General features: G+C 69.1%; 24 protein-coding genes. 15 read left to right on the top strand and 9 right to left on the bottom strand.

Translation table 11 applies throughout. The annotated features are described in order from the left end of the window. Positions 1-47: 47 nt before the first annotated feature. Together N790_RS08895 and N790_RS08890 are read right to left on the bottom strand one after the other, a co-directional pair. Entirely contained in the window at positions 48-644 is a 597-nt protein-coding gene (locus tag N790_RS08895; RefSeq protein WP_043803393.1) for a GNAT family N-acetyltransferase, read from the bottom strand. Continuing rightward, positions 644-2,461: a DUF885 domain-containing protein gene (locus N790_RS08890; RefSeq protein ID WP_043803391.1), complete on the bottom strand. Its 1,818-nt coding sequence runs from the start codon at positions 2,459-2,461 to the stop codon at positions 644-646. The genes N790_RS08895 and N790_RS08890 overlap by 1 nt, the downstream gene beginning before the upstream one ends. Positions 2,462-2,530: 69 nt before the next feature. Between N790_RS08890 and N790_RS08885 the strand changes: the two genes are divergently transcribed. Together N790_RS08885 and N790_RS08880 are read left to right on the top strand one after the other, a co-directional pair. Continuing rightward, on the top strand, positions 2,531-3,391 hold the full coding sequence (locus N790_RS08885) for a 23S rRNA (adenine(2030)-N(6))-methyltransferase RlmJ (protein ID WP_043803388.1): 861 nt from the start codon (positions 2,531-2,533) through the stop codon (positions 3,389-3,391). Beyond that, positions 3,388-4,407 (top strand): zinc-dependent alcohol dehydrogenase family protein, encoded by a 1,020-nt coding sequence (locus tag N790_RS08880; RefSeq protein WP_043803385.1) that lies wholly within the window; start codon positions 3,388-3,390, stop codon positions 4,405-4,407. Before N790_RS08885 ends, N790_RS08880 begins: the two co-directional genes overlap by 4 nt. 12 nt (positions 4,408-4,419) lie before the next feature. Here the strand turns inward: N790_RS08880 and N790_RS08875 are convergent, their stop codons facing one another. Genes N790_RS08875 through N790_RS08860 form a run of 4 tightly spaced genes read right to left on the bottom strand, consistent with a single transcriptional unit; the run spans position 4,420 to position 8,278 of the window. After that, positions 4,420-5,640: an ABC transporter permease gene (locus N790_RS08875; RefSeq protein WP_043803383.1), complete on the bottom strand. Its 1,221-nt coding sequence runs from the start codon at positions 5,638-5,640 to the stop codon at positions 4,420-4,422. Position 5,641: 1 nt separating this feature from the next. Beyond that, positions 5,642-6,337: an ABC transporter ATP-binding protein gene (locus N790_RS08870; protein ID WP_043803380.1), complete on the bottom strand. Its 696-nt coding sequence runs from the start codon at positions 6,335-6,337 to the stop codon at positions 5,642-5,644. Further along, positions 6,334-7,566: an efflux RND transporter periplasmic adaptor subunit gene (locus N790_RS08865; protein WP_043803376.1), complete on the bottom strand. Its 1,233-nt coding sequence runs from the start codon at positions 7,564-7,566 to the stop codon at positions 6,334-6,336. Before N790_RS08865 ends, N790_RS08870 begins: the two co-directional genes overlap by 4 nt. A gap of 25 nt (positions 7,567-7,591) precedes the next feature. Further along, the gene (locus N790_RS08860; RefSeq protein WP_043803373.1) at positions 7,592-8,278 is read right to left on the bottom strand and encodes a YIP1 family protein; all 687 of its coding nucleotides are present in this window, start codon (positions 8,276-8,278) and stop codon (positions 7,592-7,594) included. 142 nt (positions 8,279-8,420) lie between these two features. Here N790_RS08860 and N790_RS08855 point away from each other — a divergent pair, with 142 nt between their 5' ends. Further along, entirely contained in the window at positions 8,421-9,383 is a 963-nt protein-coding gene (locus N790_RS08855) for a polysaccharide deacetylase family protein (protein ID WP_043803371.1), read from the top strand. A gap of 3 nt (positions 9,384-9,386) precedes the next feature. Here N790_RS08855 and N790_RS08850 read toward each other — a convergent pair whose 3' ends face one another. After that, the gene (locus tag N790_RS08850; protein ID WP_156970016.1) at positions 9,387-10,376 is read right to left on the bottom strand and encodes an aspartyl protease family protein; all 990 of its coding nucleotides are present in this window, start codon (positions 10,374-10,376) and stop codon (positions 9,387-9,389) included. A 95-nt stretch (positions 10,377-10,471) separates the two neighbouring features. Here N790_RS08850 and N790_RS08845 point away from each other — a divergent pair, with 95 nt between their 5' ends. The 8 genes from N790_RS08845 to N790_RS16050 all read left to right on the top strand — a co-directional run bounded on the left by N790_RS08845 (position 10,472) and on the right by N790_RS16050 (position 17,946). After that, on the top strand, positions 10,472-11,089 hold the full coding sequence (locus N790_RS08845) for a winged helix-turn-helix domain-containing protein (RefSeq protein WP_052385819.1): 618 nt from the start codon (positions 10,472-10,474) through the stop codon (positions 11,087-11,089). A 65-nt stretch (positions 11,090-11,154) separates the two neighbouring features. After that, the gene (locus N790_RS08840; protein WP_043803367.1) at positions 11,155-12,057 is read left to right on the top strand and encodes a dienelactone hydrolase family protein; all 903 of its coding nucleotides are present in this window, start codon (positions 11,155-11,157) and stop codon (positions 12,055-12,057) included. A 256-nt stretch (positions 12,058-12,313) separates the two neighbouring features. Beyond that, the gene (locus N790_RS08835) at positions 12,314-12,724 is read left to right on the top strand and encodes a DoxX family protein (RefSeq protein WP_043803366.1); all 411 of its coding nucleotides are present in this window, start codon (positions 12,314-12,316) and stop codon (positions 12,722-12,724) included. Continuing rightward, a complete protein-coding gene (locus N790_RS08830; protein WP_043803363.1) occupies positions 12,721-13,428 on the top strand; it encodes a pirin family protein in 708 nt (235 codons plus the stop codon). The genes N790_RS08835 and N790_RS08830 overlap by 4 nt, the downstream gene beginning before the upstream one ends. A 56-nt stretch (positions 13,429-13,484) precedes the next feature. After that, entirely contained in the window at positions 13,485-15,065 is a 1,581-nt protein-coding gene (locus tag N790_RS08825; protein WP_043803361.1) for a serine hydrolase, read from the top strand. A 152-nt stretch (positions 15,066-15,217) separates the two neighbouring features. Next, a complete protein-coding gene (locus N790_RS15255) occupies positions 15,218-15,682 on the top strand; it encodes a LysM peptidoglycan-binding domain-containing protein (protein WP_245593764.1) in 465 nt (154 codons plus the stop codon). A 186-nt stretch (positions 15,683-15,868) separates the two neighbouring features. After that, positions 15,869-17,518 (top strand): hypothetical protein, encoded by a 1,650-nt coding sequence (locus N790_RS16055; protein WP_169742166.1) that lies wholly within the window; start codon positions 15,869-15,871, stop codon positions 17,516-17,518. Next, positions 17,515-17,946 (top strand): hypothetical protein, encoded by a 432-nt coding sequence (locus N790_RS16050; RefSeq protein ID WP_156970014.1) that lies wholly within the window; start codon positions 17,515-17,517, stop codon positions 17,944-17,946. The genes N790_RS16055 and N790_RS16050 overlap by 4 nt, the downstream gene beginning before the upstream one ends. A 269-nt stretch (positions 17,947-18,215) precedes the next feature. On the opposite strand, the gene N790_RS08810 is transcribed toward N790_RS16050, so the two are convergent. Then, positions 18,216-18,830 carry a Crp/Fnr family transcriptional regulator gene (locus N790_RS08810; RefSeq protein WP_043803356.1) on the bottom strand — a complete coding sequence of 205 codons (615 nt, stop codon included), beginning with the start codon at positions 18,828-18,830 and terminating at the stop codon, positions 18,216-18,218. A gap of 327 nt (positions 18,831-19,157) precedes the next feature. Here N790_RS08810 and N790_RS08805 point away from each other — a divergent pair, with 327 nt between their 5' ends. Beyond that, complete coding sequence (locus tag N790_RS08805; RefSeq protein WP_052385817.1) at positions 19,158-19,748, top strand: tetratricopeptide repeat protein; 591 nt, start codon at positions 19,158-19,160, stop codon at positions 19,746-19,748. Between the two features lie 244 nt (positions 19,749-19,992). Here the strand turns inward: N790_RS08805 and N790_RS08800 are convergent, their stop codons facing one another. Continuing rightward, a complete protein-coding gene (locus tag N790_RS08800) occupies positions 19,993-21,000 on the bottom strand; it encodes a LysR family transcriptional regulator (RefSeq protein ID WP_043803355.1) in 1,008 nt (335 codons plus the stop codon). 248 nt (positions 21,001-21,248) lie between these two features. Here N790_RS08800 and N790_RS08795 point away from each other — a divergent pair, with 248 nt between their 5' ends. The 3 genes from N790_RS08795 to N790_RS08785 are packed head-to-tail and all read left to right on the top strand — an operon-like array spanning position 21,249 to position 26,351. Continuing rightward, positions 21,249-21,920: an SDR family oxidoreductase gene (locus N790_RS08795; RefSeq protein ID WP_052385816.1), complete on the top strand. Its 672-nt coding sequence runs from the start codon at positions 21,249-21,251 to the stop codon at positions 21,918-21,920. A 31-nt stretch (positions 21,921-21,951) separates the two neighbouring features. Beyond that, positions 21,952-23,127 (top strand): efflux RND transporter periplasmic adaptor subunit, encoded by a 1,176-nt coding sequence (locus N790_RS08790; RefSeq protein ID WP_043803352.1) that lies wholly within the window; start codon positions 21,952-21,954, stop codon positions 23,125-23,127. 47 nt (positions 23,128-23,174) lie between these two features. Continuing rightward, entirely contained in the window at positions 23,175-26,351 is a 3,177-nt protein-coding gene (locus tag N790_RS08785) for an efflux RND transporter permease subunit (RefSeq protein ID WP_043803351.1), read from the top strand. Positions 26,352-26,382: the final 31 nt, after the last annotated feature.

Genomic DNA, 26,382 nt, shown 5'->3' with positions numbered 1-26,382 from the left:
TCCGCCGTGGCGACGGCGCCGGTTCCGGATCTGGGATAGGAACTTTTTCAGAGGGAGCGGAGCCAGAAAGTGAGGGATTTTTCGCTGGGGGCGGGTTCGCCGATCTCCTGCCAGGCCAGGTGCACAGTGAGTCCGGGCTGGCGCACGTAGCCGCGCTTGGTCCAGAAGGCCTCGTTGCCGCGGTGGCCGTCGGGGCGGCGCGGGTCGGCCGGGTCGCGGTCGACGGCGCAGAAGCCGGTCCAGGCGAAGCGGCCCAGCGCCGCGGCATGCGCCTCGCGCTCGTCGAAGAAGCGGTGCCCGAGGCCCAGGCCGCGGTAAGCCGGCAGCAGCACCGATTCGCCGAAATAGAACACGTCGTCCACGGCGCGGCCGGCCTCGCGGAAGGGCCGCTGGAATTGATCGGTGTCGTCGGCCAGCGGCAGGCCGGTGGAAGCGCCCACGACCTCGTCGGCGTCGAAGGCCAGCACGAACACGCTGTCGGGCGAGCGCGCATAGGCTTGCAGGTAGTCGCGCTCGTAGGCCAGGTCGCCGGCGTAGAGGTAGGGCCAGTCGCGGAACACGGCGATGCGCAGCCGCGCCACCGCGTCCAGCCAGGGCCCGATGCCGGCGCCGGCGATGCGCCGGACCTGGAGGTCGGCCGCCATCAGCCGCGCTTGCCCGCGATCCACGCGTCCACGCGGCGCTCGAGCAGCGCCAGCGGCAGGTCGCCGCCGGTGAGCACCAGGTCGTGGAAATCGCGCAGCGCGAACTTCGGGCCGAGCGCTTCCTGCGCGCGCGCCCGCAGTTCCAGGATCTTGTTCATGCCCACCTTGTAGGCCAGCGCCTGCCCGGGCATCACCAGGTAGCGTTCGATCTCGGCCACCACGTCGGTCTCGGGCATGCCGGTCTTGTCGAGCATGTAGGCGATGGCCTGCTCGCGGGTCCAGCGCTGGTCGTGCAGGCCGGTGTCCACCACCAGGCGCACGGCGCGGAACATCTCGGCCTGCAGGCGGCCCAGGTTGTCCAGCGGCTGGTCCTGGAAGCCGATTTCCCAGGCCAGGCGCTCGGTGTAGAGCGCCCAGCCTTCGGAAAAGGCGGTGAACGGCAGGATCTTGCGGAACGTCGGCACGCCCGTGAGTTCCTGCTGGATGGTGGTCTGGAAATGGTGGCCGGGAATGGCCTCGTGGTAGGCCAGGGTGCGCATGCCGAACTTCGCCACCTCGGCGGTGTTGCGCAGGTTGATGTAGAAGATGCCCGGGCGCGAGCCGTCGAAGGCCGGCGGGTTGTAGTAGGCGCCCGGCGCGGTCTTTTCGCGGAATTCGGGCACGCGCTCGACCTTGACGCCCATCTTTGGCCGCACGTTGAAGTGTTCGCCGATGCCGGCGTCCACTTCCTCGATGATGCGCGTGAAGTCGGCGATGATCGCCGCGCGGCCGGCGTCGGTGTCGGGGTAGAGCTGTTCGGCACGGGTGGCCACCTGCTGCACGCGCGCGCCGATGGAGCCTTCCACCAGGCCTTCCGCCACCAGGATGGCGTCCATCTCGGCCTCGATGCGGGCCACCTCGTCCAGGCCCATCTGGTGGATCTGCGCCGGCGTCATGTCCGTGCTGGTGTGCAAACGCGCCGACCAGGCATAGAAGGCATCGCCCTCCGGCAACGCCCAAACGCCGTGGTTGCCCCGGGTCAGCGGCAGCAGCCGGTCGTAGTAGGCGATGAAGCGGCCGTAGCCGGGGTACACGGCATCGGTGATGGCCGCCTCCACGGACGCCAGCAGCTCGTCGCGCCGCGCCGCGTCGAGGCTGCCGGCCGGGAGCTTGTCGAGCTTCTCCACGAACGAGGTGTAGAGGATGTTTTCGGTCGCCGGCGTGGCGGTGAAGGCGCGCATCTCGGCCAGCACCTTCTCCACCACGAAGGTCGGCGGCAGGATGCCCGCGGCCTCGCGCGCCTCCAGGCCTTCCATCACCTGCCCCACCATCACCGGGGTCTTGCCCAGGCGCGCCACGTAGGCCTCGGCGTCGGCTTCGGAAGCCACGCCATGCTGGGTGGCCAGGAAGGTGACGAAGTTGCTCTGCACGCCGAACAGCTGGTTGAGCGGGTAGTTGTGCAGCGAGAAGCGCTCGCCCTCTTCCTGGATGGCCAGGAAATACTCGAGCACGTCGTAGGACAGGCGCGTGCCCTCGTCGAGCGCCTCGCGGTCGTAGTCGCGCAGGGTGGCCAGGTCCTCGCGCAGCTTGGCCTGCATTTCCCGCTCGCGGACCAGGGAGCGGTCGGTCAGGTCGTCGGAGTACCAGTCCAGCCACGAGGGCAGCATGCCCAGCGAGGTCAGCATCTCCGGGTCGTCCACCGCGTACTCGATGAAGACCCGCTCGAAGAACCACGCCACCTTCAGCGGCTTGCCGTAGACGGTGTGCAGGCCGAGCGCGGTGGCGGCGGCCAGCAGGGCGAACAGGGTCCAGGCAGTGAACTTGAGCAGGGTCTTCATGGGTCCTCCGGAAGTCGGCAAACCTTAGCAGAGCCCCGGCACGGCCCGCCGGGCGCTAGACTGGCGGGCATGAACTACCGCCACGGATTCCACGCCGGCAACCACGCGGACGTGCTCAAGCACCTCGTGCTGGTCGCCCTGCTCGACGCGCTCAAGCGCAAGGACGCGCCCTTCTTCGTGCTCGACACCCACGCCGGGCGCGGCCGCTACGACCTTGGCGGCGTCCAGGCCCGGCGCACCGGCGAGGCCCGCGCCGGCATCCAGAAGCTGTGGGACGAGCCGCCGGCCGGCCCGCCCGCGCTGGCCGCCTACCTGGCCGCGCTCGACGCCGCCCGCGCCGACGCCCCCGACACCTACCCCGGCTCGCCCCTGCTGGTGTCCAAGGCCCTGCGCGCCCAGGACCGCCTGGTGGCCTGCGAACTGCTGCCTGAGGAATCGGCCGCGCTCAAGGCCCTGCTGGCCAGCGACCCGCGCTGCCACGTGCAGCAGCGCGACGGCTACGGCGCGGTCAAGGCCCTGCTGCCGCCGCGCGACGGCAACACCCGCATCGGCCGCGCGCTGGTGCTCATCGACCCGCCCTACGAAGCCCAGGAAGGCGAATACCCGCTCATCGTGGCCGCGCTGCGCGAAGGCCTCGAGCGCATGCCGCAGGCCATGTTCGCGCTCTGGTACCCCATCAAGCAGCGCGCCACCCTGCAGCCGCTGATGCGCAAGGTGGCCGGCCTGCCCATCAAGTCGGCGCTGGCCGTTGAACTGCTGGTACGGCCCGACGACTCCCCGCTGCGCATGAACGGCAGCGGCATGCTGCTGGTCAATCCGCCCTGGCAGGTGGAAAAGGCCATCGAACCGGCGCTCAAGCCGCTCGCCCGCGCCATGGGCGACGACGGCGCCTCCTGGCGACTCACCTGGATCAAGCAGGAAACCCCGTGACCACGCACCCGCCCAAGCACGCACGCTACGCCTATCGCGGCCCGGTGCCGCACGAGGTGATCAAGACGGTGGAGTTCACCCTGCCGCCGCTGCAACCCGGCGAAGCGCGGGTGGCGGTGCTGGCCGCGCCGGTGAACCCCAGCGACATCCTCACCCTCACCGGTGAATACGGCCTGCTGCCGCCGCTGCCGGCGGTGGGCGGCAACGAAGGCGTGGGCCGGGTCGAGGAGATCGCCGGCGAGCCCAACGGCCTGGAAGTGGGCGACGTGGTGCTGCTGCCGGTGGGCTGCGGCACCTGGAGCACCCACCTGCACCTGCCGGTGAAGACCCTGGTGCCACTGCCGCACGACGTGGACCCGGTGCAGCTGTCCATGCTCACCGTGAACCCGCCCACGGCGCTGCTGATGCTCAGCGAATTCGTGGAGCTTCAGCCCGGCGACTGGGTGATCCAGAACGCAGCCAACTCCGCCGTGGGCGGCTACCTGGCGCAGCTGGCCAAGCGCCGCGGCATCAACGTGATCAACGTGGTGCGGCGCGAATCGGCCATCGAGGCGGTCTGGGCCGCCGGCGGCGAACACGTGCTGGTGGACGCCGAGGACCTGCCCAAGCGCGTGCGCGACGCCGTGGGCGAGGTGCACGTGCGGCTGGCCGTGGACTGCGTCGGCGGCGTGCACACCGAGCACCTGGCGCGCTGCCTGGCGGCCGGCGGCACGCTGGTGAACTACGGCTCGATGAGCGGCGAACGCTGCATGATCTCGCCGCGCTACTTCGTCTTCAACGACCTCACCCTGCGCGGCTTCTGGCTGTCGCAGTGGTACAAGCGCGCCGCGGCCGAACGCCGGCGCGCGGTGTTCGCCGAACTGGCGGGGCTGGTGGCGGACGGCACGCTGCACGCCCGCGTGCAGGACCACTATTCCATCGACCACGTCGCCGACGCGGTGCGCGCCGCGCACGCCGGCGCCCGCAGCGGCAAGATCATCATCGAGCCGAACGGGCCGCCGCGCGCGGCGATCTGAGCGCGCCGCGCCTCACTCGTAGCGCAGCGCCTCGATCGGGTCCAGGCTGGCCGCCTTCGAGGCCGGCATGATGCCGAACACCACGCCCACCAGGGCCGAGAAGCCCGCGGCCGCGGCCACCACCCACAGCGGCACCTGCGCCGGCGGGAAGTTCGGGATCACCGCCGCCACGCCCACGCCCGCGGCGTAACCGAGCACGATGCCGATCAGGCCGCCCAGCAGCGCCAGCAGGCCGGCCTCGAGCAGGAACTGCACCAGGATGTCGCGGCGGGTGGCGCCCAGGGCCTTGAGGATGCCGATCTCGCGGGTGCGCTCGGTGACCGACACCAGCATGATGTTCATGATGCCGATGCCGCCGACCAGCAGCGAAATGCTGACCACGCCGGCCACCACCGCGGTGGCGGTGCCGGTGACCTGCTCGAACTGCTTCACGAACGAATCGGCCGCTTCCACCCGGAAGTCGTCGTCCTGCCCGGGCTTGAGCTTGCGCGAGGCGCGGATGGCGCGCTTGACCCGCTCGCGCACCACTTCCACCTGGGAAATGTCCGGCACGTTGAAGGAAATGGACATGAATGGCTGGGTGTTGTTGCCGGTCATGGCCCGGCCCACGTCGAAGGGAATGACGACGTAGTTGTCCTGGCTGAAGCCCAGCAGCTCGCCCTGGCGCTGCATCACGCCCACCACCTTGAACCACTCGTTGCCGATGCGGATGTATTCGCCCACCGGGTCCTCGGGCAGCTTCAGGTCGTCGATCACCTGGGTGCCGATGACCACCACGCGGCGCCGGCCCTGGTCGTCGCTGGGCGCCAGGAAACGGCCGCGCTCCGGATAGCGGCCGCGCACGGCCTGGAATTCGGCCGTGGTGGCCAGCACCTGCGGGCTGGACGTGCGGCCGCGGTAGCTGGTGCCGGCCACGGCCACCTGCATCATCGGCGTCACCTGGTCCACGCCCGGCACGCGGTAGCGCAGCACGTCGAGGTCCTTGAAGGTGATGAAGTTGATGCGGCCGGTGCGGAAGTTCTCGTTGTTGTTCTCGGCGCGCAGGTTCATGGTGCTGCCGCCGAGGTCGGCGAACTGGCTCGAGATCGAGGCGGAAAACCCCTGCACCAGCGACACCACCGCGATCACCGAGGCGGTGCCGATCAGGATGCCCAGCGTGGTGAGGAAGCTGCGCATCCGGTGCGCCATCAGGCTGGTGAGCGCGGCGCGGAAGGCTTCGAGGAAGGCGTACATGTCAGGCCACCTGCGCGCGGGCGGGGTTCAGGGTGTCCTCGACGACCTTGCCGTCGCTGACGCGGATGGTGCGCCGGCAGTGCGCGGCGATGTCGGGTTCGTGCGTCACCACCACGACGGTCTGGCCGGATCGGTGGAGTTCGTCGAACAGGGCCATGATCTCGGCCGAGGTCCTGGAATCGAGGTTGCCGGTGGGCTCGTCGGCCAGCAGGATCGAGGGCTTGCCCACCAGCGCGCGCGCCACGGCCACGCGCTGGCGCTGGCCGCCGGAGAGCTGGTTCGGGCGGTGGCCCAGGCGGCTGCCCAGGCCCACCTGCTCCAGCGCGCGGGTCGCCAGCGCCTTGCGTTCGGCGCGCGGCATGCCGCGGTAGACCAGCGGCTGCATCACGTTCTCGAGCACGGTCATGCGCGGCAGCAGGTGGAAGGACTGGAACACGAAGCCGATTTCCTTGTTGCGCACGTGCGCCAGCTCGTCGTCGGTGAGCTGCGAGGTGTCGCGGCCGTTGAGCACGTAGGTTCCCTCGCTGGGCGTGTCCAGGCAGCCGATCAGGTTCATCAGCGTGGACTTGCCCGAGCCCGAGGGGCCGATCAGGGCCACGTACTCGTTGCGGTCGATGAACAGGTCGACGCCGTTGAGGGCGAGCACTTCCTCCTCGCCCATCAGGTAGCGCTTGACGATGCCGGTGAGTCGGATCATCCGGCGTCGTCCTCGCCGTCTTCGGCGGCCTCGTCGCCCTCGCCGTCCTTGTCCTTGCCGCCTTCGTCGCGCAGCTTGCCTTCGACGCGGTCGCCGTCGCGCAGGCCGCGCACCACCTTGGCCGGGCCGGTGATCACGCGGTCGCCGGCCTGCAGGCCCTTGGCGATGGCCTCCCAGCGGTCGTCCGACAGGCCCACTTCCACTTCGACCTTGCGGGCGGTGCCGTCGCGGTCCACCCACACGTGGCGCTTGACCTGCTTGTCTTCCGTTTCCTCGGTGGCCACGGCTTCCACCGGCACCGCCAGCGACTTGCCGCCGTCGCCCAGGAAGATGTCGGCGCGGGCGCTCATGCCCGAACGCAGCGCCACGCCTTCCGGCACCTCGAGCAACACGGTCACCTCGTAGGCGCGGCCCTGCGCTTCCAGCGTCGGCGCCAGCGCGATCTTGGCCACCTTGCCCTTGAGCGCGGTGTCCTGGAACGCGGCGGCGTAAACGTCGGCGGCCTGGCCCAGGCTGATGCGGGCGATGTCGGCCTCGTCCACCTTCAGCTCGGCCTGGATGGCCGAGGTGTCGGCGATCTTCATCAGGCTGGCGCCGGCCAGGGCATTGGTGGACGGGATGGCCGTTTCGCCCACCTTGATCGGCAGGTCGACGATGGTGCCGGCGATGGGCGAGAGGATGTCGGTCTTGGCCAGCTGCTCGCGCGCCTCCTCCAGGATGGCGTCGGCGCGGCGCAGGGCTTCCTCGCTGCTCTGCAGCTCGACCTTGGCCAGGTCGCGGGCGTTGCGCAGGTCGTCGTAGTCGCTCTGGCCGATCATCCTGCGCGCCAGCAGCGATTCGCCGCGGGTGAGCCGGGTCTCGGCCAGGGCCAGGGCCAGGCGCTGGCGCTCGATGCTGATCAGGCTCTGGCGGCGGCTGGCCTGTTCGCGGTCGATGGCGTTGCGGTAGGTTTCCGGGTCCAGGCGCAGCAGCAGCTGGCCCTTCTCCACGGTGTCGCCCTCGGCCACCAGGATCTCGCGCACCTTGGCCACCACTTCCGAGGTCAGGTTCACCTCGGTCAGGTAGGCCAGCACGCCGGAGGCGAGGATGGTGGGCCGGATTTCCTGCTCGGCCGCCACCACCACCTCGACTTCGGTGCGCGATTCACCGCGCCCGGCCTTGATGAGCAGGGGCACGGCCACGACCGCCACGAGGATGGCCGCGGCCACCCATTTCTTGTTGATCTTCATCGGCACTTCCGTTGTGGGGCGTGGCTCAGAGCGCGGCGAACAGCGCCATCACGCCGTAGATGACCAGCGAGGGCAGCACGGCGACGGTGACCGCCTGGCCCCAGCCGGTGCGGAACCAGGTCTTCCAGCCCAGCGCGGCCAGGAACCAGACCCAGAAATTGAGCAGGCTGAAGCTGCGGGCCAGCATCAGCCAGTCGTGGTCGAGCGGCAGCTGCACCAGCAGCGGGTCGACGTTGAGCAGCTGCAGGCTTTCGAACGACACCTGGTTGGAGCTGGTGAAGATGGCGCCCAGCACCACCAGGTTGCCCAGCACCATGGGCATGCTCGACCAGGCCGTCAGCGACAGGCCGCGGCGGAAGCCCACCTGGTTGCCCGTGACCTTGCCGGCCAGCAGGAAGTACAGCGCCATCACCGAGAACATGATGCCCACGAACAGCAGCACCATCGGCCCGCCGAAGTAGGCCGAGGCGCGCGCGCCCGGCATGAACTGCTTCGCCTGCTCGATTTCGGCGGCGCTCATGTCGCGCTGGGCCTGCATCTGCGCCACCTGGTGGTCGGCGAACCAGTCCGGGTCCACGGTGAGGAAATAGGCGGTGGTGGACGCGGCGCCCAGCAGCGCCACCAGCAGCAGCGGCAGCCAGAAGCTCGGCTTCTCCTTGAGGTCGGCGAACACCTTGGCCGGCTCGAGGAAGATGTTGATCAGGTGGGACATGCAAGGCTCCTTGGCGTTGGCGCGGCGCGACTCCCCTTGAATCGCCCTGCGCAGGATAGGGCACGCGGCCCTTGTGAACCATGGACGGAAGTAAGGCGCCAGATGTGACAATGATCCTCCCTCCCCTTTCGCCGGACCGCCGATGCGCCTGTTTTCCGCCCTGGTGATGCTGCTCGCCGCCGGCCTGGCCGCCGCGGCCGGCCCCGACCGCCGCATCGCCATCACCGTCGACGACCTGCCCTGGGCCAGCCTGGGCGACGGCGCCGGCCGGCCGCTCGACGCCGCCATGCGCGCGCACCACGCCCGCCTGATGGCGGCGATCCGCGCCGGCGGCGACCCGGTGATCGGCTTCGTCAACGAAGGCAAGCTCGGCGCCGACCCGGCCTCGCGCGCGGAACGCACCGCCATGCTGCGCGACTGGCTCGACGCCGGCACCGAGCTGGGCAACCACACCCGCGGCCACGTGGACCTGCACGCCGTGGGGCTGCCGGCCTACCAGGCCAACATCCTGGCCGGCGAACAGGTGCTGCGCCCGCTGCTGGCCGAACGCGGCCAGCATCCGCAGTGGTTCCGCCACCCCTACCTGCGCGCCGGCACCTCGGCCGCCGACAAGGCGGCGCTGGCGGCCTTCCTGGCGGAGCACGGCTACCGCATCGCCCCCGTCACGGTGGACCACAGCGACTGGATCTGGGCACGCGCCTACCGCAACGTGCTCGACGACGGCGCCGACGAGGCCACCCTCGCCCGCCTGCGCACCGGCTACGTGCCCTACATGATGGCGAAGGTGGACTACTACGAGCGGTTCTCCCTCGCCCTGCTCGGCTACGCGCTGCCGCAGACCTGGCTGCTGCACGCCAACGAACTCAACGCCGCCACCTGGACCGCGCTGATGGCGGGGCTGGACGAGCGCGGCTACCGGCGCGTTTCCCTCGCCGAAGCCATGGCCGACCCGGCCTACGCCCGCGACGACGCCTACACCGGCCGCTGGGGCCCGAGCTGGCTGCACCGCTGGGCCATGGCGGAGAAGAAGCCGCGCGCGTTCTACGACGGCGAACCGGAAACGCCGCGCTGGGTGCTCGACCTGGCCGGCGTGGAATCCGAATAGCCCTCAGGGCGCCGCGGCCGGCGGCGCGCTGCGCGGCTCGAGGATGATGCGTCCGCGGCTGTAGTCGTAGACCACGTCGTAGCGGCTCAGGAAGCGCGCACCCAGGCGGCCGTGCTGGCCGGTGTCGATGACCTCGTCGCCGATCGAATAACTCGCCGGCGTCTCCACCGCCGGCGCGCCGGCCAGGGCCAGCTGCACCGAGGTGCCGCTCTGGTAGCGCGCCAGGCCGCCCACGAAACAGGCCGTCGTTTCCTTGCCGCCGGCCGGCACCTTGATGGCCTCGTGCGCCTGCGGGAACAGGCTCAGGTCGATGCCGGCGCCGCTGTCCACGTGCAGCCGCGCTTCGTAACGGGCGCCGTCGGGACCCTGCAGCTGCGCCTGCACGAAGGGCTGGCGGCCGCTGATGTCGGCCGGCACCACCAGGCCATCGCCGCGGTAGTCGTAGGTCTCGGGGTCGTGCAGCACGACTTCGCCGCGGGCGTGGTCGATTTCCACCACATAGCGGCTGAAAAGCTCGTGGCCGATGACGCCGCTGAACGGCGGCGCTTCGATGCCCTTGTCGCAGAGCACGCGGTCGAGCGGGATCGCCAGCACGGTCTGGTCGAGCAGCGCGACGGGGCCGAAATCGATGTCCAGCCCGGGCTGCACGGCGGCGGTGACCGTGGCCACGCCTTCGCCGGCGATCCGGCGCAGGCCGCTCATGTCGAGCTTGAGCGCCTCGGTCTTCGGGCCGGTGAGCAGGGTCAGCATCGAGGCGCCGGTGTCGACCACGAAATCCATCGGCGGCGAGCCGTTGATGCTGGCCTGCACCACGATCCAGCCCTTGTGCTCGCGGAACGGCAGGCGCGCCGGCAGCGGCGAATCCAGCCGCGCCTCGGTGCCGTGGTTGGCGAAATAGATCCGCCCCAGTTCGATCTGGCTGCAGGACGCCAGGCCCAGGGAAAGCGCCAGGGCCAGGCCCAGGCGATGCAGCGGGAAAAAGGACTTGTCCATGGTGACCTCGAAGGGAGGCAAGTGCGCGGCACTTGCGTGGCCGGGGAATGTGCGTTGAAATTTGAACCTGTTTTTCAACACAGGCAAGCCAACTGATGGCACGGTCGCGCACGCCCACCCCGCCCCGTCCCGCGCGCTTCCAGGACGTGTCCGACCCGGCCGGCATCGCCCTGCTGGCCAGCCCGGTGCGCCAGGACATCGTCGACACCCTGGTCGCGCTGGGCGGCGAGGCCGACGTGGCCGCCGTCGCCCGGGAACTGGGCCGCCCCGCGGACGGGCTGTACTACCACTTCGAACGGCTGGCCGACGCCGGGCTGCTGCAGCGCCGGGACAAGGCCGGCGAGCCGCGCCGCTACCGCATCGGCGCGCGCCGCGGCACGGCACTGCGCCTGGTCTACGGCAAGCGCGCGGAAAGCAGCGAGGCCGTGCAGCAGGTGGTGGCGAAGCTGCTGCAGGCGGCCGGGCGCGACTTCCGCGCCGCGCTCGCCAACCCGAAGGTGCGCACCGAAGGCGAGGCCCGCGAACTCTGGGCCGGCCGCAGCCGCGGCTGGCTGGACGAAGACGGCCTGCGCGAAGCCAACGCCCTGCTCGGCCGCCTGCTGGAACTGCTGCAGGGGCCGCGCCAGCCCGGCCAGGACCAGCTCTTCAGCCTGTCCTTCGTACTGGCGCCCAAGCCGGGCCAGCCCGCGCGCCGCGGGCCGGCCGGCGACTGAAATTTCACGCCGGCGGCCCGCCAGGCTGCGATGATCCTGCCGCACCCCCGCCCGCCCAGGCCGCCATGTCCGACACCCCGCGCAAGACCATCCGCGATTTCGATCCCGAAGTACTGCGCCTGTTCGACCAGTACGTGCACGGGCAGATCGACCGGCGCGGTTTCCTCAAGGGCGCGGCGGCGTTCGCGGTCGGCAGCAGCGGCGCGGCCGGCCTGCTGGCGGCGCTGGCGCCGAAGTTCGCCCAGGCGCAGCAGGTACCGCCCGACGACCCGCGACTGGCCACCAGCTACCCGCGCTTCGATTCGCCGGACGGCTATTTCGAAGGGCGTGGTTACCTGGCGATGCCGGCCAGCGTGGAAGGCGCGCTGCCGGCGGTGCTGGTGGTGCACGAGAACCGCGGCCTGAACCCGCACATCGAAGACGTCACCCGCCGGCTGGCGCTGGAGGGCTACCTGGCCTTCGCGCCCGACGCGCTGTTCCCGCTCGGCGGCTACCCCGGCGACGAAGACGCCGCGCGCGCGAAGTTCCAGGAACTCGACCAGTCGCTGACGCGCCAGGACCTGCTGGCCGCCGCGCGCTGGCTGCAGGCGCACCCGCGCTCGAATGGCCGGCTGGGCACGGTGGGTTTCTGCTACGGCGGCGCGATCGCCAATTTCCTCGCCACGCAATTGCCCGACCTGAAAGCCGCGGCGCCTTTCTACGGCACCGCGCCGGCCGCCGCCGACGTACCCGCGATCCAGGCCGAACTGCTGGTGGTGCTGGCGGCCGACGACGAACGCGTCAACGCCACCTGGCCCGCTTACGAGGCCGCGCTGGAATCGGCGGGCAAGTCCTACGAACTGCTCCAGCCCGCCGGCACCGTGCACGGCTTCCACAACGACACCACCCCGCGGTACGACGAAGCCGCCGCGAAGCAGGCCTGGGCCGCCACGCTGGCCCTGTTCGCGCGCACGCTCCGGGGCGCCTGAGGCCAACGGCGGGGCCAGACGGCCCCGATTGTTGCCACTAATGCAACGATAGCTTGTATTTTTGCCGTATTGATGCGTTTGTGATTGCGCCCAATACTGTGCCCCGAGACGAACCGAACGCCACCCGGGACCCCGCAATGAACCAGACCTACCTCCTGCTCGCCCGCCTGGGCCTGGCGCTCCTGTTCGTGATCTCCGGCCTCGCCATGCGGCGGGACGCCGGCCACGCCCACTGAACCTGCCAAGGAACCCCGCCATGAAAGACGCCACCACCCTGCTCGGCCGCCTCGGCCTGTCGCTCATCTTCATCCTGTCCGGTTTCGCCAAGCTCGGCGCCGGTTACGCCGGCACCCAGGGCTACATGGAAGCCATGGGCGTGCCCGGCGCGCTGCTGCCGCTGGTCATCGCGGCCGAAATCGGCGGCGGCCTGGCCATCGCCACCGGCCTGCTGACGCGCTGGGCCGCGCTGGGCCTGGCCGCGTTTTCGGTCGCCAGCGCCGTGCTCTTCCACTTCGACCTGGGCGACCAGAACCAGTTCATCCACTTCACCAAGAACCTGGCCATGGCCGGTGGTTTCCTGGTGCTGGCGGCGAACGACGCCGGCCGCCTGAGCCTGGATGCGCTGCTCGCCTCCCGCCGCGCCGCGGCGAAGGCGGGTGCCCGGTGATCGCCCTGCGCCCCGCCGCCGAGCGCGGCCACGCCAACCACGGCTGGCTCGATTCCTGGCACAGCTTCTCGTTCGCCGACTACCACGACCCGGCGCACGTGCACTGGGGCCCGCTGCGCGTGATCAACGAAGACCGCGTGGCCGCCGGCCAGGGCTTCGGCACGCACGGCCACCGCGACATGGAGATCATCAGCTACGTCATCGACGGCGCGCTGGGCCACAAGGACTCGATGGGCAACGCCGCCAGCATCGTGCCCGGCGAAGTGCAGCGCATGAGCGCCGGCACCGGCGTGACGCACTCGGAGTTCAACTACAGCGCCACCGGCACCACGCACTTCCTGCAGATCTGGATCATCCCGAAGTTCCTGGGCGTGAAGCCCGGCTACGCCCAGAAGACCTTCACCGACGCCGAAAAGCGCGGCCGCCTGCGCCTGGTGGTCAGCCCCGACGGCGCCGAGGGTTCGGTGGACATCCACCAGGACGCGCGGATGTACGCCGGCCTCTTCGACGGCGGGGAAAGCGCCGAACTGGCGCTGGCCCCGGGCCGCCTGGGCTACGTGCACGTGGTGCGCGGCGCGGTGGAAGTGAACGGCCAGCCGCTGGGCGCGGGCGACGCGCTCAAGCTGCGCGACGAACCCCGCATCACCCTGCGTGCCGGCCGCGACGCCGAGGTGCTGGTGTTCGACCTGCCGCCGCTGGACTGAAACCCGCGGGCGGGGCTTGGGCATAATCGGGCGGACCTTTTCACCGGAGCCGCTCCTTGCGCACCCCCGCCCTCGCCCTGCCCCTGCTGCTGGCCGCGCTGCCGGCCTTCGCCACCGCCCCCGACCTGGCGCCGGTGGCGGAGGCCACGCGCAGGACCTTCGAGGTGCCGGGCATCGCCATCGGCATCGTCAAGGACGGCGAGCTGGTTTACGCACAAGGCTTCGGCGTGCGCGAACAGGGCCAGCCGGCGCCGGTGGACGCCGACACGCGCTTCGCCATCGCCTCGCAGACCAAGGCCTTCACCTCGGCGGCGCTGTCGATCCTGGCCGACGAAGGCAAGCTCTCGCTCGACGACCGCGTCATCGACCACCTGCCCTGGTTCCAGATGAGCGACCCGTTCGTGACGCGCGAAATGCGCCTGCGCGACCTGCTCAGCCACCGCAGCGGCCTGGCCCTGGGCGCCGGCGACCTGCTGTTCTGGCCCACCACGCAGTACTCCACCCGCGAAATCGTGCAGCGCCTGCGGCACGTGCCGCTGGCCACCAGTTTCCGCGCCGAGTACGCCTACGACAACGTGCTCTACGCCGTGGCGCAGCTGGTGATCGAGGAGGTCTCGGGCCAGGCCTACGGCGATTTCCTGCGCGAACGCATCTTCGCGCCCGTGGGCATGCGCGACACCGTGGTCAACAGCGACCACCTGCCCGCCGGCGCCAATGCCGCGGTCGGCCACGCCCAGCCCGGCTTCCGCGGCCCGCTGGTGACGGTGCCGCCGATGACCTGGAGCAACAACCAGGCCGCGGGCGGCATCTACGCCAGCGTCAACGACCTGGCCAAGTGGATGCGCGTGCAGCTGGACGGCGGCGTGCTGGGCAAGGACGAAGCCGGCAAGGAGCGCCGCCTGTTCAGCGCCGAACGCCACCGCGCCATGTGGGAACTGGTGACGCCCATCCGCATTCCCGCCGAACCCGCCGTGCCGGCGCTGGCCCCGGCGCTGCCGCAATTCGCCGGTTACGGCGAAGGCTGGTCGGTGAGCGAATACCGCGGCAGGAAGCTGGTGTGGCACACCGGTGGCTGGCCCGGCATGGTGTCGCGCGTCACGCTGGTGCCGCAGCTGGACCTGGGCATCGTGGTGCTCACCAACCAGGAAGTCGGCGCCGCCTTCAACGCCGTCACCATGGAGGCGCTCGACCATTACCTGCAGGCGCCGGACACCGACTGGGTGGCGGCCTACGCCGCGGCCGTGGCCAAGGCCCGCTCGGGCGCCGATGAAAAATGGACGGCGCACCAGGCCGCGCGCGCCAAGCGCAGCCAGCCTTCGCTGCCGCTGGCGGACTACGCCGCGACCTACGTTGACCCGTGGTACGGCGACGTCACCGTGGCGCTGGAGGGCAAGGCGCTGGTGATGCGCTTCGCGAAGACGGCGGCGCTCGTGGGCACGCTCGAGCACTGGCAGCACGACACCTTCCTGGTGCGCTGGCACGACCGCGCGCTCAACGCCGACGCCTTCGCCAGCTTCGACCTCACGCCCGACGGCAAGGTGCGCGAGCTGCGGATGGAAGCCGTGTCCTCGCTGACCGACTTCAGCTTCGATTTCCACCACCTGCGGCTGGCGCCGCATTCAGAAGACACGCATTGAGGCCGCGGAGCCTCTAACCCGCCCGCGACAACCTCCGCTACACCTACGTCAACGGCCAACAAATCGCCCTGCAGGACGAAGCCGGCCGGCTTGACGCGGTCGGCGGCCTGACGGCGTTCAGCAACAGCGCGTCCGGCCGGGGCGGGGTGCAGGTGCAGGCGGGCGACACGCTCAAGTCGCTGGCGCGCCGGGTGTACGGCAACGAGGCCTACTGGTACGTGCTGGCCGACGCCAACGGCCTGGACGAGGGCTCGGCGCTGGTGGCGGGCAGCACGCTGACCGTGCCGGAGGTGCGGACCAGCCTCAACGACGCCAACACCTTCAAGCCCTACAACCCGGCCGACGTGACCGGGCCGACGACACCGAGCTTGCCGTACATTCCGCCTGCGGCGGCGGCGTGCGACCCCATCGCCACGATCGTCATGGCGGTCGTGGCGATTGCGGTAACGGTCTACACGGCTGGTTTGGCGACGCCCGGCGTCACGGGCAGCTTCTTCGGGGCGGGCCTGGCTACGCTGGGCGGTGCAGGCGGCGCGGCGGTTGGTCTGACGGCCGGCGCCATCGGCGGCTTCGCGGGCAGCGTTGCGTCCCAGTTGGTGGGCAAGGCCGCGGGTTGAGTCGATAGTTTCAGCCTGCGTGATGCGGTCTCCTCGGGCATCGGTGGTGGCATCTCGGGCGGACTGGCGGGCGCTTACGGCGGCTCGACAGCGAAGCTTCTGGCGGACAAGGCGAGCACCACCCAGATTGCTCGGTCGGTCTTGGGCAACGCCGCAGGTAGCTATGTCGGCGGAAAGATCGCGGGCGTGAAAGACACGTCGTTTAGCTGGCGAGCCATAGCCGCCAGTGCGGTGAGCAGCGTGTTGACCGCCAAGGCGAACCAGGGACTTGGACTCAACGCCGAGGCTGCGTTTGGAGGCACCGGCCAGATTGGCCAGGATATCGTGGGCAGTCTGATGGGTGGTGTGGTAAGCCTGCACACCCGTCGCGCGGCTGGATTCGATGACCCGGTCAACTATGGGCAGATCCTGGCAGATGCGTTTGGTAATGCCCTGGGTAACGCCGCCGTGCGGGATCTTGGCGGCCTGTCACAGCGCCCGGCCCGTGGTATGGCAACAGGCGGAGCTGCGGGCACTGACGCCAACCTGCTCTCCCACGAGCAGTTGATGGCCCTCGGAAATGCGCTAGGAAACGATGCCGATCAAAGCCTGGAGGGTCGCACTTCGGCAAACCCCACTAAGTCTTCCGGCGTAACGCTCACAGACACCATAAAGTCGGGGGGTACCGCGGACAAGGCGAGCCATCTCCTTTGGGATGGAGCCCGAGCGGGAGGGGCCGCAGTTGACCTGGCTTCAGACGCTGCCACTGGCGCCGCGTCGCACATCGGCACGTACCCGTACGGCAATGGCGAAGGTGGTGGCGGAGGTGGCGTACCGCAATACGGCAGCCTGTCCTCTGCTCGAGAGCCGCTCTATTGGTATGACGAGGCTGGGACGATGCATATCGGGCCAGTCGTCTCCGGAGAAGGGTCCGGCAAGGCAAGCTTGATGTCTGAGGTAATGAAGTGGGGCGCAATCACGTCGGGTGTTGTAGTCGGTACGCCCTACGCGTTGGCAAAGATGGCAGTGGATGGTGTTGTGGGGGCAGCACATCTTCAGCGCGTCGGTCAGGGTGAGGCCCTGTACCAGCTGACCGGTGGATGGCTGGGGCAAGAGGCCCATCAAGAACACCTGGAAATGCAAGCCGGATTCCGAGCGTTCGCCTCCGATCCTGCGGCTGCCATCAGTGCGGGCCTTTCGAACTGGGCAGACAACAGCCTTGAGGCCCTGAACAGCGGCCGCAACTTCGAGTACGGCATGCGCATGGCGGATGGGTCGGCGATGCTGGTGACAACTGCCACTGGCGGCTATGGCGCCGTCCGCGCGGGTGGTCGCGGACTTGTAAGTGTGACCAAGGCTGCAGATAGGGCAGGGATCCTGCCGGCCATGTCCCGTGGAGGCCCGCGATTCGGTGGGCAGATTGGTGCGACGGGCGAGCTGTCATCGCAGACTGTTGCAAACGTCCCTTCAGTTGAAGTAGCGGCAGCCGGAAGAACATACAGCGGCGGGGCCTATGGTCGGCTTTCTGCTCAGCGCGGGGTCATAGAGCGTCACCACGCTCCAGCGGGTAGTGTGAGTCCGCACACAACTCACAGCGGTCCAGCCATTCAGATGGACTATGCGGACCATTTTTTGACCTCAAGCCACGGCTCTCAGGGCCTGGCGGGTGTGATGTATCGATCCGAGGTCAAGCAGTTGATTGATGCCGGCAATATGCGTGGTGCGATGGCAATGGAAATCCGGGACGTACGTCGTGTCTCTGTCCAAAGTGCCGGAACCACGACAAAGTACAATGCGGCAATACGAGAGATGCTCGATTATGCTTATGGAAGGGGATATTTGAAGAAGGGTCCATGAAAATGACTGTGATAGAGCCATACGTATCGGCGGGCGGTCTCAAATTCGGCGCAACTTATGACGATGTCGTATCAGCTTTGGGGGAGCCACGATCGGAGGAGAAGAGCCGACTTGGGGAAGTCATCGTCCGGTATGACGGAATGGGGGCTTCAATTTCATCGCGCGGACTGGTGGAGGTGTACTTCCTGCCAGAAGCGTATGTGTCTATATTGGGCATTGATGTGTTCAACGACCCTAAGGCTTTTCGAGAGCTTTGCAGGTTAGACGGCAATCCCAAGGAGTTATTGGGCTTCATCATCCTGCTCAAGCTAGGCGTCACTATGACGGGCTTTCACGATGGTGACGAAGCGCAGAGAGCAGTTACGGCCTTTGAAAGTGGGCGTTGGGATCAATTGACCGGCGAGCTGCAGAACTACGCTTTCACCTAATGCGCAGAGCCGGCCCCGAACTAGCGAGGCCTTTTTACGTTGCAGACAGCCAAGCAGCGTTCACCAGGCTATCTCAAGCTGGAGAACTCCGTGCCACAGAAGGAAGCCGAGCGCTTCGTTCTGACGGCAGACTAAGCGAGCCAACGCACCCGCTCTTCAAGCACGGACCTGACGTAACCAACGCCTATATTGAAGGACGGGTGCTCAAGTATTCAATTGACGCGAAAGAGGCGCAGTCCATGGGGTTATGCGAAGCGGGTTGCGCATGCTTACTGACGGCATGAGTTGGTATCCGGCAGAGTCTTGAGTATCTGGAGGCGCCGGCCTGGTAGGCGGATCAAGTGCCCGCTGCGCATGAGCTTTCGAATAACTTGGTTGACCATTTCGCGCGTCGCGCCGATCCGGTCAGAAATTTCCTGCTGGGTCAGCGAACTCGGTAGCAGGAGCTTCCCGTCCACTTTCTCAACCTCAGCCATTAGTACGCTGATCACACGTTCGCTGACGTTCTGAAGCCCGAGCCGCTTCAACTGCGTGGTCGCGGTTCGGAGTCTGCCCATTAGCGCCAGCATGAGGTAGTAGGCGAAATCCGGATTCTCCAGGGCGAAGGACTGGAGATCGGTGCTCCGGATGCGCAGGCATTCAGCTTCGGTTTCGGCAATGACGGAGGCGGAGCGCGTGCCGCCGTCGAGGGCCATTTCACCGAAGATCTCGCCCGGGGTGATCTTGTTGTAGATGAGCTTTCGTTCGTCTGCATCGGCGGTGAAAACCCTTGCTCGCCCCAAGAGTAGGACATAAGCGCAATCAGCTCTCGCGCCCTCCTCTATGAGGATTCTGCCTGCGTCATATCTGTGGGTGGTGCCCAAGTGCATGAGGCGGGCAATCATCGCCTCTGGCAATCGATTCGGATTACGTGGTCCGCGTGGCATGACTGTGTCTCTGGCGTCAGGACGCCGCTAAAACTGTCTTGGCTGGGCCAACTTCGCTGCTGTGCCAAGACACTTCCGTCGCCACCAATCCTTGGTTCGTCACTGGAGAGTGGCGGGCGGGTTGCCCTGCGCTCGGCGCCTTTTCAGGCCGAAGTCGGCAAGTGAAAAATTTACATTCGGGAGATTTTCTCACATTGGGCGGGGTCGGTTTCGCGGACAAAGTGCCTGTGTAAACTCCGGGCCTCGCTTGAGGTCCATCGGGACTCCGGAGTCGGAGTCATCGCGATGGGTGCGCAGGACCAGGGGATCGACTACGTGCAAACTTCTTCCTCCATGGCGGAGGAGCGCCTGATGGCCGTCATCAACGGCCTCGGTGCCATGGACGACGACAGCGCTCTCGCAGCGCTGCAGGCCGTACTGCGCGACGCCCCTGAATTGGCCGGAGCCCACCAGTTGGCGGCGGCCATTCATGCCCAGAGGGGTGACCTGGAGGCCGCGGAGGCGGAGTTCCGGGCCGCACTGGCGCTTGATCCCGCGCTTTCGGTGGCCCGGTTCCAGCTGGGCCAGCTGTTGATCGTCAAAGGCGACGTGGACGCCGCCGTACAAGTGCTTGAGCCCATGGCTTTGACCGCGCAGCAGTCGCCAGATGCCGATGTGCTCGGCGCCTATGCCGGTGCATGGTTGCAGGCAGTACAAGGGCAGCTGGAAGCTGCGATCCGCGAGGTAGATCGTGGTGTGGCTGGCCCGCAGATGTTCCCCGCGCTGACAGCAGACATGCGCAAGCTCCGTCAGGCCTGGTTCGAAGCCTTGGCCGAGGGCGACGGTCCCGGCCCGACCGTGCCGCTCTTCCTCTCCGGCTACAACAGGCAGGGCTAGCCGCCATGGCCGTTGATCGCCTGACCTCCACTTCGGCGCTCATCGCAGCGGTGCGCGCAAGCGCAACCGCCAAGTCCGGTCAGTCACGGCGCGCTGCGGAGCCGGCCTATGTCCATCAGCCGATATCGGCAACCGGCGGCCAGCCCCGATCAATTGATTGATCATCCCGCGCCTAGCGGCAATAACGCAGGCGCCCTCTTGTCACCCGTTATGAGTGGACTGCGGCGCCGCCAGCGTGGCGAAGTCAGGCCGCGACGAAGCGCTCCGCGATCTCCGCCAACTTGGCCGGCACCGCCTCCACCGGCCGCGCCTGCTCGGCCTGCAGCGGGCAGGTCTTGAGCATGTAGGAGGCGTCGTAGCTCAGGCGTTCGACCAGGAAATCCACGAAAGCCCGCACCTTCGGCGACGGCACGCGGCCGCGGGTGAAGACCGCGCTGAAATCCACGGTCGGGCCGCTCCAGCCGGCCAGCACGCGCACCGCGCGACCGCTTTCCACGAAGGGCTTGATGCTCACGTCGCTCAGCATCAGCAGCCCCTCGCCGCAGAGCATGGCGCCCTGCAGCGGGGCCGGGTCGTTGGCGACGAAGACGGGGCTCACCGCGAAATCCACCATGTCACCGGCCACGCCGGCCTTCAGCGGCCAGTAGTAGCGGTTGCCGTGCCGGTGCTTGGCGAAGGCCAGCACGCGGTGGTGCTGCAGGTCGTCGGGATGCAGCGGCTCGCCATGGCGGGCGATGTATTCGGGGCTGGCATAGACCTGGGTGCGGAAGCTGTCGAGCCGGCGCGCCACCAGCGAGGAATCCGGCAGGTTGCCAATGCGAAGGGCCACGTCGGTTTCGGTGGCGATCAGGTCGACGGTGTCGTTGGCCAGGTGCAGGTCGATGCGCACCTCGGGATGGCGCTGGTGGAATTCGCCCAGCAGCGGCGAGATCCACAGGATGCCGATCGAATACGGCGCCGTGACCCGCAGCCAGCCGCGCGGCCCGCCCTGCAGCTGGCCGACGGCGCTTTCGGCCTCTTCCAGCTCGCGGGCGATGCGCACGCTGTGGTCGTGGTAGACCGCGCCGGCTTCGGTGAGGCCGAGCTTGCGCGTGGTGCGGTTGAGCAGCTGCGCGCCCAGGCGCTCCTCCAGCTCCTGCACCTTGCGGCTGACGGTGGTCTTGGGCAGGCCGAGCGTGCGCGCGGCGGCCGTGAAACTGCCCTGCTCCACCACCTTGGCGAAGATCAGGGTGTCGTTGAGGTCTCGGGTCACGGGGCGGCTCCTTGGGGGGCGTGAAGGCCGATTGGCCCGTTGGCGGGACAATTATTCCCTGAATTGCCGGCTTATCAAGTGCCGGCCGTCGGCCTAGATTGGCGCTCCCCGCCCGGGCTTCCCCGTTACATACCCTCCCCCGCAGGGAAGCCCGGGCTTCTTCCCTTCAAGGCAGCGCCATGGGCATTGTCCCGATTTACTCCGATAATGGGCTAGTCCGTCCCACCAGCGGGACAATCCGCAGACCCGTGCTGGTGCTCGAGGCCTCGGGCGAGGCCGCAGGCGCCGTGGTGGCGGCCCTGCTGGCGGCCGGCCACCCGGTCATCGCCGCCTCCGCCGACGGCGCCTCGCCCCGCCTCGTCGTCGCCGGCGGACCGGAGCTCGTTCGCCTGGCCGGCCACACCCGCACTGAAACCGCCGGCGCCGCGCTGGCCAATGCCGTGCGCCTGCTGCGCCGCCCGCCGGGCGCCGTGGTGGCCATGGTCGGCGGCGCGCTCCGGCGCGGCCGCCTGCTCGACCATCCCGCCGAACGCCTGCGCGGACTGCTCGACGACGAACTGTTCCCGCACGTGGTCGCCGCACGCCACCTGGTGCCGCTGCTGGCAGGCAACGGCGGACCCGCGCACTACGTCGTGGTCGGCGGGCCGGCCGCCGAAACGCCGTGGTCGGGCTACGGCCAGGCCTCGGTGGCGTCGGCCGCGCTGCGCATGTTCAGCCGCGCGCTGCGCGAAGAAACCCTGCAGACGGCCGTGCGCGTGCAGCAGCTGTCGGTGTGCGCGCCGCTGCGCACGCGCGAACAGGGCGAACACGCCTGTCCCGACTGGCCGGAACCGGCCGAACTGGGCCAGCAGGTGGTGAACCTGCTGGCCACCCCCGGCTACGAAGCGGTGGTGCGTTTCGACCGCCGCCGGCCGGCCTGATCCCTTCCTTCATTTCCCCCCGAGGTCCCCCATGAACCGCCATCCCCTCACCCGCCTCGCCCGCGCCGCCACCTTCGCGCTCACCCTGGCCGTGCTGGCCGCCTGCGGCAGCGAAGCCCAGGAACACGGCAGCCTCGCGCCGGCCCAGGTGTCGGTGGCGCCCGTGGTCTCGCGCCCGGTCGCGCACTGGGACGAATTCACCGGCCGCATCGCCGCGGTGGAAACCGTGGAGCTGCGCCCGCGCGTGTCCGGCTACATCGAAAGCGTGAACTTCCGCGAAGGCCAGGAAGTGAAGAAGGGCGACGTGCTGTTCGTGCTCGACGCCCGCAGCTACCGCGCCGAGCTCGACCGCGCCCAGGCCGAGCTCAGCCGCGCCCGCAGCGAGGCCGCGCTGGCCGGCAGCGAACTGGCGCGCGCCCGCAAACTGGCGGCGGAAAAGCTCATTTCGGCCGAGTTGCTCGAACAGCGCCGCGCCGCCACCGCCCAGGCCGAATCCGGCGTGCGCGCCGCCGAGGCACGCGTGGCCTCGGCCCGGCTGGACCTGGAGTTCACCCAGGTGCGCGCGCCCATCGACGGCCTGGCCGGCCGCGCCCTGGTCACCACCGGCAACCTGGCCACGCCCGACGCCACCGTGCTGACCACCGTGGTCTCGCTCGACCCGGTGCACGTGTATTTCGAAGGCGACGAGCAGACCTACCTGCGCTACGCCGAATCCGCGCGCGAAGCCGGCGGCCCCGGCGCCCGCGCCGCGCGCAACCCGGTGCGCGTCGGCCTGGCCGGCGAGGAAGGTTACCCGCACGAAGGCGTGCTCGATTTCCTCGACAACCACGTCGACCCGCGCACCGGCACCATCCGCGCCCGCGCCGTGCTCGACAACGCCGACCGCCGCTTCACGCCCGGCCTGTTCGCCCGCGTGCAGCTGGTGGACACGCGCGAACGCGAGGCGCTGCTGGTGGACGACAAGGCCATCCTCACCGACCAGGACCGCCGCTACGTCTACATCGTCGGCGCCAACGGCACCGCCGAGCGCCGCGACGTGACCCTGGGCCGCATCGTCGACGGCCAGCGCGTGGTCGAGTCGGGCGTCGCCGCCGGCGACCAGGTGGTGGTCAGCGGCGTGCAGAAGATCTTCTTCCCGGGCATGCCGCTCGAGACCAAGCCCTTCGACGACGCCACCGTCGCCGCCACCGTCGCGGGCTCGCGCTGAGCCGCCCACCCCGTTTCCCGCGGCCCGCCGGCCGCACGGAGTTCTCCATGGATTTTTCCCGATTTTTCATCGACCGGCCGATCTTCGCCGCGGTGCTGTCGATCGTCATCTTCGCGGCGGGGCTGATCTCGCTGCCCATGCTGCCCATCGGCGAGTACCCGGAAGTGGTGCCGCCTTCGGTGGTGGTGCGCGCCGTCTACCCCGGCGCCAACCCCAAGGTCATCGCCGAAACCGTGGCCACGCCGCTGGAGGAAGCGATCAACGGCGTCGAGGACATGATGTACGTGAAGTCGGTCGCTGGCTCCGACGGCGTGCTGGCCATGACGGTCACCTTCCGCCCCGGCGTGGACGCCGACGACGCCGCGGTGCGCGTGCAAAACCGCGTCAGCCAGGCGCTGGCGCGCCTGCCCGAGGACGTTCGCCGCCAGGGCGTGACCACCCAGAAGCAGTCGCCGGTGTTCCTGATGGTGGTGCACCTGGTGTCGCGCGACGGCAAGTACGACTCGCTGTACCTGCGCAACTACATGCGCCTGCACGTGAAGGACGAGCTGGCGCGCATCCCCGGCGTGGGCGACGCCCAGGCCTTCGGCGGCGGCGACTACGCCATGCGCCTGTGGCTGGACCCGGACAAGATCGCCGCGCGCGGCCTCACCGCCGGCGACGTGCTGCGCGCCGTGCGCGAGCAGAACCTGCAGGTGTCGGCCGGCCAGCTCGGCGCCGAGCCCATGCCCAACGGTTCCGACTTCCTGCTGCCCATCAACGCCAAGGGCCGGCTGCAGACGCCCGAGGAATTCGGCGACATCGTGCTCGAGGCCAGCGCCGACGGCGGCGTGGTGCGCCTGGCCGACGTGGCGCGCATCGAGCTGGCGGCCGGCGACTACACCCTGCGTTCGCGCCTGAACGGCATGAACGCCTCGGCCATCGGCATCTTCCAGGCCCCGGGCGCGAACGCGCTGCAGATCCGCGACGCGGTGATGGCCAAGATGGACGAGATCCGGCCGCGGCTGCCGCCCGGCGTGGAAATCCTGTCGGTGTACGACACCACCGCCTTCGTGCGCGATTCCATCAACGCGGTGGTGGCCACCCTGCTCGAGGCCACCCTGCTGGTGGTGCTGGTGGTGATCCTGTTCCTGCAGACCTGGCGCGCTTCGGTCATCCCGCTGATCGCGGTGCCGGTGTCGGTGGTGGGCACGTTCGCGGTGCTGTACGTGCTGGGCTTCTCGATCAACACGCTCACCCTGTTCGGGCTGGTGCTGGCCATCGGCATCGTGGTGGACGACGCGATCGTGGTGGTGGAGAACGTCGAGCGCAACATCGGCGAAGGCCTCACGCCGCTCGCCGCCGCGCACCAGGCCATGAAGGAAGTCTCGGGCCCGATCATCGCCATCGCCCTGGTGCTGTGCGCGGTGTTCGTGCCGATGGCCTTCCTGGACGGCGTCACCGGCCAGTTCTACAAGCAGTTCGCGGTCACCATCGCCATCTCGACGGTGATCTCGGCCATCAACTCGCTCACCCTGTCGCCGGCGCTGGCCGCCCTGCTGCTCAAGCCGCACGGCGCCGCGCCCGACGCGGCCACGCGCCTGATCGACCGCCTGTTCGGCTGGGTGTTCCGCCCCTTCAACCGCTTCTTCGGGCGCAGCGCCGAAGGCTACGAGCGCACGGTGTCGCGCACGCTGGGCCGCCGCGGCACGGTGTTCGCCGTCTACGCGGCGCTGCTGGTGGCCACGATGGCGGTGTTTTCGGCGGTGCCGGGCGGCTTCATCCCGGTGCAGGACAAGCTGTACCTGATCGCGGGCGTGAAGATGCCCGAGGGCGCGTCGATCGAACGCACCGACCGCGCGATGCGCAAGATCGCCGAGCAGGCCTTCCAGATCGAGGGCGTGGAAAGCGAAGTCGCCTTCCCGGGCCTGAACCCGCTGCAGTTCACCAACACGCCCAACAGCGGCGTGATCTTCTTCGGCCTCACGCCGTCGAAGGCGCGTTCGCTGAGCGCCGAGCAGATCACCGCCGAGCTCAACCGCCGCATCGCCGGCATCGAGGAAGGCTTCGCCTTCGCGCTGATGCCGCCGCCGATCCAGGGGCTGGGCAACGGCTCGGGCTATTCGCTGTTCATCGAGGACCGCGCCAACCTGGGCTACGGCGCGCTGCAGCAGGCCGTGAATGCCTTCCAGGGCGCGGCCTCGCAGACGCCGGGCATGGGTTTCCCGATCAGCAGCTACCAGGCCAACGTGCCCCAGCTCGACGCCGAGGTGGACCGCGTGAAGGCCAAGGCCCAGGGCGTGCCGCTGACCGAACTGTTCGAAACCCTGCAGACCTACCTGGGTTCGGCCTACGTCAACGACTTCAACCTGTTCGGCCGCACCTGGCAGGTGATCGCCCAGGCCGACGCGCCCTTCCGCGACGAGGTCGAGGACATCGCCAACCTGCGCACCCGCAACGACCGAGGCGAAATGGTGCCGATCGGCAGCGTGGTGCAGATCCGCCGCACCTACGGCCCCGACCCGGTGATCCGCTTCAACGGCTACCCGGCCGCCGACATCCTGGGCGAAGCCGACCCGCGCCTGCTGTCGTCCGCCGAAGCCATGGCCAAGGTGGAAGCGCTGGCCGCGCAGGCGCTGCCGCCGGGCATGGGCTTCGACTGGAGCGACCTGAGCTTCCAGCAGGCCACCCAGGGCAAGGCGGCGCTGGTGGTCTTCCCGCTGGCGGTGCTGCTGGCCTTCCTGGTGCTGGCGGCGCTGTACGAAAGCTGGACGCTGCCGCTGGCGGTGATCCTGATCGTGCCCATGACCCTGCTCTCGGCCCTGGCCGGCGTGTGGCTGGCGGGCGGCGACAACAACGTGTTCGTGCAGGTGGGGCTGGTGGTGCTGATGGGCCTGGCGTGCAAGAACGCGATCCTGATCGTCGAATTCGCCCGCGAGCTGGAAATGCAGGGCCGCGGCATCGTGGACGCGGCGCTGGAAGCCTGCCGCCTGCGCCTGCGGCCGATCATCATGACCTCCATCGCCTTCATCGCCGGCACCGTGCCGCTGGTGTTCGCGACCGGCGCCGGCGCCGAAGTGCGCTCGGCCACGGGCATCACGGTGTTCGCCGGCATGCTGGGCGTGACGCTGTTCGGCCTGTTCCTGACGCCGGTGTTCTACGTGGCGCTGCGCACGCTGGTGGCGCGGCGCGCACCGGCCGCCGCCAGCGCGGCGACCGCGGGCGAAGCGCACGCGCGGGCCTGAGCCGCGCGACAGCCCGGTTCCTCCGGGTGCA

Origin of the sequence: Arenimonas malthae CC-JY-1 (genome assembly GCF_000747075.1) — a bacterium.
GTDB lineage: Bacteria > Pseudomonadota > Gammaproteobacteria > Xanthomonadales > Xanthomonadaceae > Arenimonas > Arenimonas malthae.
This window is presented reverse-complemented; position numbering and strand designations above follow the sequence as displayed.